The following is a 13,477-nucleotide window of genomic DNA, read 5'->3' as shown; positions in this document are numbered from 1 at the left end:
GGGCGGGAGACCTCCGTCTCCTGCACCGTCGTTCAGTCGGCGATGTCGACGCCGTATCCGCGTGCGAGGGCGTCGAGGCCGTGGTCGTAGCCCTGGCCGACGGCGCGTAGGCGCCAGATCGGCCCCCTGCGGTAGATCTCCGCGAGCAGCATGGTGCGTTCGGTGGTGGCGGCGTCCAGGGTGGCCCGGGCGAGAAGGGCCCCGCTGCTGCCGGGTGCCGCACCGATCTGGATCGCACCGACCGTTCCGAAGGTGGCGGCGCCGTCGATGGCCGCAGCGACGACGACCTTGCGCGTGGCGGGCGGCAGGGAAGCCAGGTCGAGGGCGACGGTCTGTTCGGCCGGGCCTCCGGTCAGCAGCCGCACAGTCCCGGCCGGGCTCTCCGGAGCTCCGTAGAAGACGAAGTCCTCGTCGAACGTGACCTGCTCGTCCTCGTCGAGGAGGAAGGCGACGACATCGATCTCGTAGCCGGACTGCGGGGCCCAGCCGGCGGTGACGTACCACTCCGGCGCGGGTCTGCCGTGCGGCATGGGCAGGTCGATGACCCCGCCTCTCGGCATCACGTGCGGCTCCCGTGGCCGCAGAGCCGCCTCGGCCAAGGCGGGGACGGTCGGAGCGGTGAGCCAGTCGAGGTCGTGCACGGGGAGTCCGAGAGCGGTGATGCGGCTCATGCGCCGGTCGCCCTGCCCTCCCTCCAGGATTACAACGTCGGTGACGCTGGCGGACAGGTTGACCGCCGCGGACCCGCCCAGCTCGACGACGCGGGTACGGGCCGCCGAGGCATCGGCATGGGCGCCACCGAGTACCAGCACGCGACGCCCCGCCAGAGCCTTGTCCAAGGTACCGACGGAGGGCTCCGGGTGGCGCGGAGCGGGTACCGACACACCGGGGGCGACCGTGGGGCGGGCTGCCTGTTCCGGGGCGGGCGCGGCAGAGGTCCTGGCGGGCGCGGCAGAGGTCGTGACGGGTACGGCAGAGGTCGTCGCGGGCACCAACTCCATGGGCCCGACAGCTGGTTCCGCTTCCGGCTCGGCCACGGGGGCGACAGTGACGGCCGTCGCCTCATGCGCTGTCCCCGGCCGTACGTCGGCCAGCAGCCGCAGGAAGGTGTGCTCGTCGATGACCGGCACGCCTACGGCGAGTGCGCGCCAGGCCTTTGCCGAATCGGACGCCGGTTCATTGGTGACCAGCACGCTGGTGTGACGGCTTACGGAGGTCATCATGTTCAGCCCGGCGGCAACCGCCCGCCCGACCAACTCCGCCCGGGCATGGGCGGTCTCGCCGGTGATCGCGACCTTCATCCCCTGCTGGAGAGGCCCGCCGGGAACCAGTCGTCCCGGATTGCGGTACGCACAGGGAGTCTTCGGCGGCTTCGGCGTGAACTGCGACTCCGCCCGGGGCGGGCAGGTCACCAGCGGCAAGGGCAGATCGAGCCGCGCTGCCTCGCGCAGTGACGCCCGCAGGATCCCGGCCAGCACACGGGTGTCGTCCAGCGCATCGTGCGCACGCTGCTGGGGGACGCCGTAATGGGCGGCGAGGGTGCCGAGCTTCATGTCCTCCGTCGGTGGATCCACCTGGCGATTCAGAGCCAGGGTGCACAGCCGCTGCGACACCGGAAGCCACATCCGCGCACGGGCGAACTCGTAGGCCAGGAAGTCGTAGTCGAACTGGGCGTTGTGGGCGACGAGAACCCGGTCCTGAAGCATCGCCCCGATCCGCCCGGCGACCTGGTCGAACGTCGGCGCACCCTGCAGTCGCTCGACGGACAGCCCGTGCACCTCAACCGGCCCCGGATCGCACCCCGGATTGAGCAGCGTCGAGAACTCCCCGGTCTGCTCGCCGTCCGGACCGATCGTGATCACCGCGACGGACAGCACGCGATCTCGCCGGGCCATGAGTCCTGAGGTCTCCACATCGACCAGGGCCCAGTCGTAGGCGTAGTCGCCCATGGCGGGCACATCGAAGGAGGCGGAGACGAGACTCATGGCGGCAAGGATGATCTGATATCCGGCACTCCCTCAACCTGTATGCCGATTTGCCCTCATCTGGAGGGGCGTGTGGAGGGGCGTGACGAGGAGGTCGTCTCGCGTCGCCCGCGGAGAGACCGCGCAGAGACCGCACCGAAACGTCGGGAGGTTTCAGGGAAGAACACCCACCGAGGGCCGGACAACATCGCCTGAGCGCCCCTGACCAGCAAAAACGCCCTCCCGAAGGAGGGCGGAGACTAGGCGCCCCCGGCAGGACTCGAACCTGCGGCCAAGCGCTTAGAAGGCGCTTCGTGTGTCCGCCTGCACCAGAGCTCTGACCTGTGCAGTTGCTCGCCCCGCCGACGGCTTGCCCGTCGACTTCGACACGCATTCGACTCGCCCTCGTGAGAGTTGCAGACTGCCCTCCAGTAGCCGGGTGGGCTTCTGTTGTTGTCGGTCGACGTCGACTGGCCTCGGACACCCTTGGACGGCTCAGCGACCGCCGAGCGACATCCTGGCGTGAGCACCGCATCAGGAGGTGCAGCCAGTGGTCCGTGCTTAGTGCGCCGAAGCCCTGCCGAACTGCAGTGGTCAGCGCACTGGTCAGGTATGGATCCGCTGATCCTTAGGTGAGCTCGTACGAACCCCTCACTTGAGACCTCGGACAGCGTTACCATGTGAGCTTCGTCACGCCTTGAGGGGGGCTGGATGAGGTCTGGTGGAGTCCGTGGTTCGAACTTCAGCATCGGCGGAGAGCAGGCAGAAGCAGATCCGCTGCTCATGGAGGCATTCTACGAATCCGACGACTATCGGACAGTCTCTTCGAAAGAGGACCCGCGCTGCTTTGTAATTGCGCGAACAGGAAGTGGAAAATCTGCCCTCTTGCAGCGGCTGGAGGAAGAGAATCCCGAGCATGTTGTTCGTGTGGCACCCGAAGACCTTTCGCTGAGCTACATCACCAATCTGGGTGTGATGCGCTACCTGGATGAGCTTGAGGTCAGCCTCGACCCCTTGTTCATCGCTCTCTGGAAGCATGTGCTCCTAGTTGAACTCATTCGCCACAGGTACAAAGTTGATTCCTATGTGGCGAAGATGAACTTCCTGAGTTCACTGCGCGATAAGATCAAGCGCGACCCAGGAAAGAGGCATGCCCTTGACTATCTGGAGGAGTTCCAGGACCGGTTTTGGGTAGAGGCTGACGAGCGCGTCCGTGAAATCACTGAAAAGTTCGAAGAGAAGATCAACAAAGAGGCGAAAGGGACACTCAAGGTCTCGGGTAACGCGGCTGCTACCGCAACGGCAACCATCGGCGGAGGGCTAGCTGACACGTTCTCGACGGAGACTCGTCGCGAGCTGACTGACCGCTTCCAGCGCGTCGTTAATGAGACCCAAATGGCTCGTCTCAACAAAATGCTGAAGGTCCTCGACGAGGATATTCTCGATAGCCGTCAGAACTTCACCTATGTAGTTATCGACGACCTCGATCGCGACTGGGTCGACGAAAAGATCGCTAACGCTCTGATTCGCTGTCTTTTTAGAGCGGTGCTCGATTTGCAGCGCGTTCGAAACCTGAAAGTGATCGTGGCGTTGCGGACAAACATCTTCGAAAACCTCGATTTCGGGCACAGGACGGGAGGCCAGGAGGAGAAGTTCCGTTCGCTTTCCCTTCACATGCGGTGGGGGCCGGCGGAGCTGCGTGACCTCGTGAGTAGTCGGCTGCGTATCGCTTCTGCCAAGCAAGGCGCACCGAGCAATTCTATCTCTGACGTCCTGCCGCGTAGAAATACCACGCGCGGGGACGCGTTTGATTACATGCTGGCGAGAACGCTTATGCGCCCGCGAGACATCATTGCGTTCGTCAATGAGACCTTTGCCATCTCCTCGGGCAGTGAAAGGATCTCGTGGGAGGATATCAAGAACGCAGAAGACTCCTACTCCTACAAGCGGCTGCTTGCCTTGCGTGACGAATGGAAGATGTCCTATCCAGACATTGACCGGGTCTTCGCCGCATTCAATGGGGCGGTAGTTCCAATGTCGCGAGAAGAGTTCACTAGGCGACTCGATGACGCTGCCCTGCTGCTAGCCGACCCCTATTTCAGGGGAAACGAGTGGCTCGACTACATAACATCATCTATGTGGAACAATCCTGGAGGTAGTTGGGCTGAATGGTACGGGCGTCTGGCTTCCCTGCTGTACAACATTGGGTTCATTGGCTGCACTACGGGAAGGCAAAGCACAGTTCGCTATGTCCGTACGTTCCCTGAGTTTGCTGAAAGGGTCAGCAATCTTGAGGCGACTGTGGGATTCACTATTCACCCAGCCTTTCAGGCTGCTCTCGATGTGAGGCTGGACGGACTTCGGCACAGCTAGAGGTATTCAAGCGGCTCGGGTGCTGATGGCAGGAGAGAGCGAGTGGATCCAATCTTTGACCGAGTGGGTGGGGTTTGCGCCTGGCTCCATCAGGGTGTCATTTATTCTTTTCGTGGAGAGCCGCTTGCTTATGTCCGTGCGGAGTGGGTTATCAGCTATCGAGGCCGATATCTGGGGCAGCTGATCAACGGCTACTTTCAAGATCGACATGGCGCATCGGTCGCTTGGATGTTTGGAGCGGCAGGAGGCCCAACAACTCCGGTTCCGGCATTGCCGCCAAACCCTCCTGGGTTGCAGGAACTTCCACCATTTCCTGTGGTCGGTGTTCAGCCGGTATCTCCGGTGGCTTCCCTTGTATGGTCGCGAAGCAGCTGGGATGGATTCGTCGGCGGCTAACGCCTTTCGAACGAGGTCGGCGGAGCGGCTTTGGGCTGGAGCTGCTTTGGGGCGAGTGATCATGGCCCCGTAAGCTTCCGGCGCGTCGGGCAGTCTGTTGGCCTGCCCGTTAAAGCACGACGTTGGGGCCATGATCTTAGAGGCTCGCCCCAAAGTGGCTGCCTAAAGCCGTGGAGCTGACCGCCCCAGCCACAGAGGGTGTCTCCCACTTCATGCCCGCAGCTCGCCAGCGCGCCGCCTTGGCGCGGCCAGCCGGGGCGAAGACAGAGGCAGGCCGCGCCGTCGAGGCGGCGCGCGCCCGCGCCGTGCGCGGGCCTTGATGAAGTAGGGAAAGTTCTATCCCGCTGGGATGAGGCGCTTGCCGTCGTGGCTCCGCACGTGGGGGCCGTTGCCGTCCAAGGCATCCAAGAGCCTGATCGCGAAGACCTCGGACATGCGCTCCGAGACCTCGTCGGGCGTGAGCCACGAGACCGCCGTCGACTCACTCGACGTGCGCTCCGTACCGCCGGAGGGCCTGCAACGGAAGACCAGGGCCACGATGCCTCGGGTCGTGTTCTTGTAGACGCCGGTCAGTTCGTCCACCTCGACGTGGATGCCCGTCTCCTCCAGGACCTCGCGGGCGACTCCCGCCTCGGGGGTCTCGTCGAGTTCGAGCACGCCGCCGGGGAGCTCCCAAGTGCCGTTGTCGGCGCGGCGGATCGCCAGGAGTCGGCCGTCCTCGCGCACCACTACCCCAGCCACCGATACGGAGTGGAGTGGCGGCAAAGTTGCTTCCCGGGTATTACTCATGCACAGGAGCATAGGAGGAAGTGAAGGACTATGGGAACCGCAGTAGGAGGTGAGCGGTCCGTACCTCGCTACGTGCAGATCGCTGACGAGATCGTGCAGCAGATCAGGGCGGGCGTCCTCAAGCCTGGCGACATGGTGCCGAGCGAGTCGGAGCTGGTCGACCGTTATGGCGTCTCGGGGGGCACGATCCGCAAGGCCATGGTCGAGGTGCGCGCGAGCGGGCTCGTCGAGACCCGGCACGGCAAGGGCTCGATCGTGAAAGATCGGCCGCCCGTACGGCACCGCTCCTCCGACCGTTTCCGGCGCTCGCTCCGGCAGGGCGGCAAGGCCGCGTACCTCGCTGAGTCCGAGCAGTCCGGCGCCACGGCCAAGGTGAGCGTCCTCTACATCGGCCCTATGGAGGCCCCCGAGGATGCCGCCCGGCGGTTGGGCGTCCCCGCCGGCACTCAGGTCCTCGCCCGGCGACGCCTCTACTTCCGCAACGGCACGCCCGTCGAGACCGCGACCTCCTACCTCCCCTGGGATGTCGTGAAGGAGATCCCGGAGCTGTTCGCCGAGAACCCCGGCGGCGGTGGCATCTACGCCCGACTCGAAGACCACGGGCACGAGTTCGCCGAGTTCGTCGAGACGCTGCAAGCACGTCCGGCCTCCAAGGCCGAGGCGTCCGAGTTGGCGTTGAGCCCTAGTGCGCCGGTCGTCCATCTGATCCGTGAGGCCCGTACGACCGAAGGTCTCGTGGTCGAGGTCTGCGACACGCTCATGGCCGCTGACCAGTTCGTTTTCGAGTACCGGATCCCTGCCGCCGACTGACGCACGCTCAACTCCCCTCAGCCCGTCGCGGGTTCGTCTTCGCGGCGGGTTGACTCATGTATAGGAGTCAGGCACTCTTCTTCATGTCACTCATATACATGAGTGGTGGAGTCCAGCCTCTATAGAGGAGTGATCTGTTGTGCGTCAGATTCCCGTCGAGACCTCCGGCGCGACCCTGATGGTTGCCCAGCCCCCGCAGAAGAAGGTCGTCAACCGCCAGACCGGCCAGGTCGCGGTGGATCGCGACAGCGGCGAGACCATGTGGACGGTGGACGTGCTGTTCGTGATGAACGGCAACGCGGAGGTCGTCACCGTGGCCGTGCCCGAACCGGGTATCTCCGGCGAGCTGGCCATGGGCACCCCGGTCGCCCTCACCGGCCTGATTGCCCGGCCGTGGGAGAACGAGTTCAACGGCCAGAAGCGGTGGGGCATCAGCTTCCGCGCGGTCGCGGTCACGTCGCTGGCCGCTGCGGGCTCGGTGTCCGAGGCGGCTTGATCATGACGTGGTTCATGGTCGCTGTGGTTGTGGTCGTCGCTGCTGCGGGTCTCCTGCGGTGGCGGCGCCCCGCCTGGTACTGGCTGACCTTCGGGGTCACCTTCGCGGTGGTGCGCGTCCTGGTCCGATACGGCTCGGTCATGGACGCATGCGGGCTGACCGTCCCGCCCTCGCGCTGGCGCCTCACCCTTGCCAGGATCGCCAACCGGCCCGTGCCGGAGTCCCGCCCGCCGCGCATCCTGCGGCTGCGGCCCACCCGAACCGGCCTGGTGCTGCGGCTCAAGCTCCGGCCCGGACAGGACGCCTTCGACATCGCTGCCGCGTCCGACCGGCTTCGCCACTCCTTCTCGATGTACGGCGTCACCTCGCGTGAAATCCGCTCCGGGGTCGTTGAGTTGCGGATGACCGGCTACGACGTGCTCAAGCGGGTGCAGATGCCCGCCAAGACCGACACGGCGCCGATGCGGGTCCCCGTCGCCCTGCGTGAGGACGGCACGGTCCACTACCGCGACTACCGGGCCATACCCCACGCCCTTACCCTCGGCGCCACCGAGTCCGGCAAGTCCGTCTACCAACGCAACCTGGTCGCCGGGCTGGCTCCGATGGACGTCGCCCTGGTCGGAAATTGACTGTAAGCAGGGCGTCGAACTCTTCCCTCTCGCCCGCCGGTTCTCCGCGCTCGCCGACAACCCGGACACCGCCGCCGAACTTCTCGACGCGCTGGTGGCCCACATGGAGGACGTCTACCAGCTCATCCGCGCCGAACAGCGCATCACTGCCGACGTCCCGGACGCCGAGATCGCCGCTGGTATCTGGGACCTGCCCGAACACCTGCGCCCGGTCCCGATCGTGGTCCTGGTCGACGAGGTCGCCGAACTCGCCCTGTTCGCCACCAAGGACGAGGAGAAGCGCCGGGACCGGATCATCACCGCGCTCGCCCGGCTCGCCCAGCTCGGCCGCGCCGCCGGGATCTACCTGGAGATCTGCGGGCAGCGCTTCGGCTCCGAACTCGGCAAGGGCATCACCATGCTTCGGGCCCAGCTCACCGGCCGCACCGCCCATCGCGTCAACGACGAATCCTCGGCGAACATGGCCTTCGGCGACATTGCCCCGGACGCCGTACTCGCCGCCATCCAGATCCCCGCCGACATGCGCGGCCTCGCCATCGCGGGCGACTCGACCGGCGGCTGGCATCGCATCCGTGCCCCGCACACGACGCTGCGGCAGGCCGTGAACACCTGCAACCGGCACGCCGACCTGACCCCACACCTGGCCGTCCTGGCGCCGTTCCGGCCCGCGCTCGGCATCCCCAAGCCGGTGGCTGCCCCGGCCGTCGAGTCCATCCCGGCCACTCCCTGAACTCTCCCGCTCCACGGTCGGCGCGACCGCCTCGCGCCAGGCCCCTACCCGAGCCATGCCCGAAAAGGAGATCACCCGCCATGTGCCCCAACTGCGAGGACTTCGCCCGCACGGTGGTGATGCTCGGCCAACTCGCCCTCTACGCCGACAGCTTCGGCGCCGACCAGGACTTCGTCGACACGGTGGGCCCGTGCCTGGCCGCATCGCTGCCTGAGCCCCCGCCCGGACTGTTCCCGCCCGGCTACGACCCCACCGACGGCCCCGAGTACCCCGGCGAGGGGTGACAACCATGCCCAGCAAGATCCGTCTCGTCGTCCTCGTCCTGGCCGTGATTGCCGGTGCCCTGTCCTTCGCCCACCTGCATGACCTCGCCGCCGCTGCCGGGCAGACCGGATGGAAGGCCTGGGCCTATCCCGTCTCGGTCGACCTGCTGCTGGTCTGCGTGCTGCACCGCCTGCGCACCGACCGTTCCATGACGGCCTGGCTGTGGTTCCTGGTCGCCCTGGTCGCCTCACTCGGCGCCAACATCGCCACCGCTGGTGTCCTCGACCTGGACCACGTCCCGGCCTGGCTGCGCATCGTCGTCGCCGGGTGGCCCGCACTCGCCTTCCTCGGCGGCACCCTGCTCGCCCACGCACCGACTGAGACCGGGGACCGGGTGCCGGTTCCGCCGGCACCCATCCCCGCACCCGACCTTGAGCCCGAACCGAGCCCCGATCCGGAGCCGGAAGCTGCTCCGGTCACCACCCCCGAGCAAGCCCCGGCCCTGCCAGCCGCCGAACCTGCCCCGGCCCCAGCGGTCCCCGTCCCGGCCGCCCTGGTCGACCACGCCCGCAAGGTCGCCCACGACCACCACGCCCGCACCGGATCCCCAATCGACACCGACACCCTCCGCACCCGCCTCGGCGTCCCGCCCCACCTCGCCGACGCCATCGCCGCCCAACTCGCCTGACCAGAGAGGAGAACCACCCGCCATGCCCTCCCGCGACCATTTCCACTCGCTGATGCAGATCGGCCCCGTGCAGATCGGCACCCACCGCGACCGCCACGGCCAGACCAAGCACGCCGCCGTATGCACCGCCGACCGCTGCGGCTGGTCCGCCGACTACACCAGCCAGTCCGCCGCCCAGCTCGCCGCCCGTACCCACCGCTGCCGCGTCCGCTAGGAGACCGCCATGGAAGTACCGCTCTGGCTCGCCCTGCTCGCTGTCGGCTACCTCGGCGTCAAGCTCATCCGCCCGCCCGCCTGGCTCATCGCCGTGCTGCTGCTCGGCGGATTCCTCCTCGCCGACAGCGTCCTGGCTCCCGCCATCAACACCTTCGTCAAGTAGCCCACCCGGAAGGGAGAACTGCCGATGCTCCGTCCGAAGGTCCCGACCATGCCGACACCGACCGGCCCCGTCGCACCGCCCGCTGTGGTCGAGCCGACCGCCGTCGTCCCGGCCTCCCAGACCCCGACGCCCGCCTCGGTAGCCCCGGCGCCGTCCCGGCCCACGGTCCAGCTCACCCCCGGTGCCCTCATGGCCGTTGTCGGGGGCGGTACGGCCGTGGTCCTGGTCGTCGGCGCCGTCCTGGTCTCGCTCCTGCTGGCAGTCGCCATCACGGGCGTCTCGGTCGCCGTCTGCGCCGTCGTCTTGCGCTCCCTGCTGGCCTCCGAGGCCAAGCGACGCTGACCGGCCCCCGGGCGGCCTGACACCGCCAAGCATCCGCCGCCCGGGCGCCGTCCCTGTCCGATCCACTGAACCGGAAGGAACCTCCATCATGACCGGCCCCAACCCGGCCACCCCCACAACCACGAAGATCTGCCCGAACTGCGACGGCTTCGCCACCGCCGCGATATCGTCCGGCGGCCGCGACTCCCGCGGACACCTGCACACGCTCACCGTCGACTGCTCGGCCTGCCACGGCACCGGCACCCTGCCGCTTCGGCCCCGTCTGGCCGTGACCGCGTGCGAGGTGGCTGCCCGATGAGCATCTTCCGCAACGGACTCCCGCGCGACACGGGCCACCCGCTCGACTCGGACATCGACCGAGCCATCGGCGTGGCCAAGGCACACACGCGCCACGACCGCTCTCGCCCCGCACCCTCCAAGACCAAGGGCGACACCTCCGGCCCGTCCTCGGCCGACGCCAACACCCCGCAGAAGCGGGGGTGGCGCCGGTGACGAACTCCGCGGCCATCGCGGGCCTGGACCCGGTCACCCTCAGCGACGCGCTCAGGGTGGCCGGGCTCCCCGGCTTCGACCGCTGGCAAGACCAGATCCGCCGCACCGGAGGCTGCGCCGACCCGATCCACCTGACCGGCTGGGTCCTGCACAAGGACAAGACCACCGGCGAGACCCTGCACCACTACTCCACCGAGAACGAGCCCGGCGGACGCCTCCGTGTCGCCTGCGGCAACCGTCGCGCCTCGCGCTGCCCGGCCTGCGCCTGGACGTACGCGGGCGACACCTACCACCTCATTCGCGCCGGACTCGCCGGAGACGACCACCGCGACATCCCGGCCACGGTCCGCGATCACCCCCGCGTCTTCGCCACCCTCACCGCCCCGTCCTTCGGCCCGGTCCACAACCGCCCCGACCGAGGCAGCTGCCGCTGCGGCACCCACCACCCGGCCGACGACCCCGCTCTCGGCACCGCCCTCGACCCGACGACGTACGACTACGCGAGCGCCGTCCTCTTCAACAACCACGCGGGCGACCTCTGGCAGCGCTTCACCACCCGCCTGCGCCGCGAGATCGCCGCCCGCGTCGGACTCACCCGCCGCGAACTCCCCAACCACGTACGCCTCTCGTACGGCAAGGTCGCCGAGTTCCAGAAACGCGGCGCCCTCCACTTCCATGCGGTGATTCGCCTCGACGGCCCGGAGGGACCTGACACCCCACCCCCCGCCTGGGCCACGGTCGACCTCCTGACCGACGCCATCCACGCCGCCGCGACGCACTCGTACACCTCGGTCTCAGTCCCGGCCGCCGACGACCAACCGGCCCGCAACTTCCGCTGGGGCACGCAGCTCGACATCCGCCCCGTGAAGGCCTTCGGCGACGGCTCCGACATCACCGAACAGGCCGTCGCTTCCTACGTCGCCAAGTACGCCACCAAGGCCGCCGAGAACACCGGCACCCTCGACCGCCGCATCGGCGAACTCTCCGAACTCGACCGCCACCAGGTTCCCTACCACACCCGCCGCCTGATCGAGGCATGCAAGATCCTCGACCCGCTCTACCCGGACCGCCGCCTCTGGGCCTGGGCCCACATGCTCGGCTTCCGAGGCCACTTCAGCTCCAAGTCCCGCCGCTACTCGACCACCCTCGGCGCCCTCCGCCAGGCACGCGCCGACTACCGCGCCGCCCAGGAACGCGAAGCACTCGGCCTGGACGACCGCGAGCCGGACACCGTCCTCGTCCTGGCCGACTGGCAGTACGCCGGACACGGCCACACACCCGGCGAGTCCGCTCTCGCGGCCACCATCCGCCGGCACATCGAGCTCAACCGCGAAACCGCCCGCGAGGCCCTGCTCAGCGAAGGGAGCACAACATGACCACCGCCGTTCGATCACGGAACATGCTCACCCTCGCTGAGGTCTGCGAGGAACTGGGCATCTCGCGCTCGACCTTCTACGACTGGCGTGCCAAGCGGCGTGCACCTCGCTGCATCAAGCTCCCGAACGGCGACCTGAGGATCCGGCGGAGCGAGCTCGACAACTGGCTCGACGACCGGGAGGACGTCGCCTGATGGAGACGACGTACGACGTCAAGGTCTACAAGATCCTCACGTACAAGGGCGCTCGAAAGACCACCTACACGGTGCGTTGGGTGGTCGCTGGCAAGCGCTGGCGCGAGCCATTCGACACCCTGCCGCTTGCTGAGGGATTCCGGTCTGAACTGATCCAAGCCACGGGCAAGGGCGAGGCGTTCGTCATCGCGACCGGGCTGCCGGTGTCCCATCGCTCCAAGTCGGCTGCCATGAGCTGGTACAAGTTCGCCGTTCAGTACGTGGACGCCCGGTGGCCCCAGCTTGGCGGCAACAGCCGAAAGAACACCGCCAAGACGCTAACGGCCACCACTCTCGCGCTGCTCCGTGCCCAGCCCAGCCAGTTCGATCCCGTGGCCGTGCGGACGGCTCTGCGCGAGTGGGCGTTCAACGCCAACCGCCGATCGGAAGCACCGCGGGATGTGGTGACCATCCTCAGATGGGTTGAGCGGAACTCCCTTCCGGTCTCGGCCTGGGAGGACCCCGAGAAGGTCGACGACGTTCTACAGGCCATCGACACCCTGCTCGACGGCAAGCAGGCGGCCGCCTGGTCCCGCAAGCGGCATCGCCGGATCCTCAACGTCGTCATGAAGTACGCGATCCGGCGGCGGATCCTGCGGACCAACCCTCTTCCCAAGGGGAAGGACGCCACGACTGTCGCCAAGACGACCAACGCCGTGGACAAGCGCTGCTTGCTGAACCCCGACCAGGCGGCGGCGCTCCTCGACTGGATCCGTCGACGGCCCCGTGGTGGCAAGCGGCTGCATGCCTTCTTCGCCACGCTGTACTACTGCGGAACGCGCCCCGAAGAGGCCGTCGCCATGCGCGTGCGGGACGTGAGCCTGCCCGAGGTCGACGCGGACGACCAGTGGTGCGAACTGGTGATCCACACAGCTACTCCGGAAGTCGGCAAGCAGTGGACCGACACCGGAGAGATCCACGAGCAACGCGACCTCAAGGGCCGCGCCGAAGGGGACACGCGCACCGTGCCGGGGCATCCCGCCCTGACTCGCATCCTGCGGCAGCACATCGAAGACGAAGAGCTCAAGCCGGGTGATCTGCTGTTTCAGGGCGAGAACGGCGGCATCCTCGCGGGCTCAGTCATCCGCCGGGCCTGGCGCAGTGCTCGCCTGGCGGTACTGCCTCCGCACGTCTTCGACTCGCCGACCGGGAAGCGCGTGTACGACAACCGGCACACCCGCCTGACCAAGTGGCTGAACGACGGGGTCCCTCCCGCTCAGGTGGCCGAGTGGGCCGGGAACAGCGTGCCCGTGCTGCTCGCCACCTACGCCCGGTGCGTCGACGGGCAACTGCCGGATCTGAAGAGGCGGCTTGAAGCGGCCGGGGATCTCCCCGACGTGCCCGGCGCTGGCTGATCCGCGGCCAAGAACTTCGACACGTATTCGACACGGCCACCCGCAAAAACCCGGTGACAGCCGGACAGCCCCGGAGTCCTCCCTTGATCGTTGGGGGAGGGACCGGGGCTTCGTCGCACCCGGCGACACCCGCTCTGAACAGCAAAAACGCCCTCCCGAAG

General features: G+C 67.4%; 16 protein-coding genes and 1 pseudogene. 15 read left to right on the top strand and 2 right to left on the bottom strand.

What is annotated here, in order from left to right; all coding sequences use genetic code 11:
- Positions 1–32: 32 nt before the first annotated feature.
- Positions 33–1,985 (bottom strand): TerD family protein, encoded by a 1,953-nt coding sequence (locus tag ACQEV2_RS14860; RefSeq protein WP_433040314.1) that lies wholly within the window; start codon positions 1,983–1,985, stop codon positions 33–35.
- Positions 1,986–2,675: 690 nt separating this feature from the next.
- Here ACQEV2_RS14860 and ACQEV2_RS14855 point away from each other — a divergent pair.
- Together ACQEV2_RS14855 and ACQEV2_RS14850 are read left to right on the top strand one after the other, a co-directional pair.
- Complete coding sequence (locus tag ACQEV2_RS14855; RefSeq protein ID WP_433040311.1) at positions 2,676–4,337, top strand: P-loop ATPase, Sll1717 family; 1,662 nt, start codon at positions 2,676–2,678, stop codon at positions 4,335–4,337.
- Positions 4,338–4,379: 42 nt separating this feature from the next.
- Positions 4,380–4,733: a 4-fold beta flower protein gene (locus ACQEV2_RS14850; RefSeq protein WP_433040308.1), complete on the top strand. Its 354-nt coding sequence runs from the start codon at positions 4,380–4,382 to the stop codon at positions 4,731–4,733.
- 336 nt (positions 4,734–5,069) lie between these two features.
- Here the strand turns inward: ACQEV2_RS14850 and ACQEV2_RS14845 are convergent, their stop codons facing one another.
- On the bottom strand, positions 5,070–5,534 hold the full coding sequence (locus ACQEV2_RS14845; protein WP_433040305.1) for an NUDIX hydrolase: 465 nt from the start codon (positions 5,532–5,534) through the stop codon (positions 5,070–5,072).
- Positions 5,535–5,552: 18 nt separating this feature from the next.
- On the opposite strand from ACQEV2_RS14845, the gene ACQEV2_RS14840 reads away from it, so the two are divergent.
- From ACQEV2_RS14840 to ACQEV2_RS14780, 13 genes and pseudogenes are all read left to right on the top strand, one after another.
- A complete protein-coding gene (locus tag ACQEV2_RS14840; protein WP_433040302.1) occupies positions 5,553–6,332 on the top strand; it encodes a GntR family transcriptional regulator in 780 nt (259 codons plus the stop codon).
- A gap of 139 nt (positions 6,333–6,471) precedes the next feature.
- A complete protein-coding gene (locus ACQEV2_RS14835) occupies positions 6,472–6,828 on the top strand; it encodes a hypothetical protein (protein WP_126392297.1) in 357 nt (118 codons plus the stop codon).
- Positions 6,829–6,830: 2 nt separating this feature from the next.
- A pseudogene (locus tag ACQEV2_RS14830) lies at positions 6,831–8,187 on the top strand (FtsK/SpoIIIE domain-containing protein).
- 80 nt (positions 8,188–8,267) lie between these two features.
- Positions 8,268–8,471 carry a hypothetical protein gene (locus ACQEV2_RS14825; protein ID WP_433040299.1) on the top strand — a complete coding sequence of 68 codons (204 nt, stop codon included), beginning with the start codon at positions 8,268–8,270 and terminating at the stop codon, positions 8,469–8,471.
- A gap of 5 nt (positions 8,472–8,476) precedes the next feature.
- Positions 8,477–9,139: a DUF2637 domain-containing protein gene (locus ACQEV2_RS14820; protein ID WP_433040296.1), complete on the top strand. Its 663-nt coding sequence runs from the start codon at positions 8,477–8,479 to the stop codon at positions 9,137–9,139.
- Positions 9,140–9,161: 22 nt separating this feature from the next.
- Positions 9,162–9,353, top strand: coding sequence for a mobile element transfer protein (locus tag ACQEV2_RS14815; protein WP_433040293.1), 192 nt, complete (start codon positions 9,162–9,164; stop codon positions 9,351–9,353).
- 9 nt (positions 9,354–9,362) lie between these two features.
- The gene (locus tag ACQEV2_RS14810) at positions 9,363–9,518 is read left to right on the top strand and encodes a hypothetical protein (protein ID WP_351056428.1); all 156 of its coding nucleotides are present in this window, start codon (positions 9,363–9,365) and stop codon (positions 9,516–9,518) included.
- A 24-nt stretch (positions 9,519–9,542) separates the two neighbouring features.
- Positions 9,543–9,860, top strand: a complete 318-nt coding sequence (locus tag ACQEV2_RS14805) for a SpdD-like protein (protein ID WP_433040289.1) — start codon at positions 9,543–9,545, stop codon at positions 9,858–9,860.
- An 88-nt stretch (positions 9,861–9,948) separates the two neighbouring features.
- Entirely contained in the window at positions 9,949–10,158 is a 210-nt protein-coding gene (locus tag ACQEV2_RS14800; protein WP_433040286.1) for a hypothetical protein, read from the top strand.
- Positions 10,155–10,352: a hypothetical protein gene (locus ACQEV2_RS14795; protein ID WP_433040283.1), complete on the top strand. Its 198-nt coding sequence runs from the start codon at positions 10,155–10,157 to the stop codon at positions 10,350–10,352. The genes ACQEV2_RS14800 and ACQEV2_RS14795 overlap by 4 nt, the downstream gene beginning before the upstream one ends.
- Positions 10,353–10,366: 14 nt before the next feature.
- Positions 10,367–11,728: a replication initiator protein RepSA gene (repSA, locus tag ACQEV2_RS14790; protein ID WP_433054451.1), complete on the top strand. Its 1,362-nt coding sequence runs from the start codon at positions 10,367–10,369 to the stop codon at positions 11,726–11,728.
- Positions 11,725–11,922 carry a helix-turn-helix transcriptional regulator gene (locus tag ACQEV2_RS14785; protein WP_433040280.1) on the top strand — a complete coding sequence of 66 codons (198 nt, stop codon included), beginning with the start codon at positions 11,725–11,727 and terminating at the stop codon, positions 11,920–11,922. Before repSA ends, ACQEV2_RS14785 begins: the two co-directional genes overlap by 4 nt.
- Positions 11,922–13,316, top strand: a complete 1,395-nt coding sequence (locus tag ACQEV2_RS14780) for a tyrosine-type recombinase/integrase (RefSeq protein WP_433040277.1) — start codon at positions 11,922–11,924, stop codon at positions 13,314–13,316. The genes ACQEV2_RS14785 and ACQEV2_RS14780 overlap by 1 nt, the downstream gene beginning before the upstream one ends.
- The last annotated feature ends 161 nt before the right edge of the window (positions 13,317–13,477 follow it).

It is taken from the genome of Streptomyces sp. CA-251387, assembly GCF_050936625.1.
Classification (GTDB): Bacteria; Actinomycetota; Actinomycetes; order Streptomycetales; family Streptomycetaceae; genus Streptomyces.
This window is presented reverse-complemented; position numbering and strand designations above follow the sequence as displayed.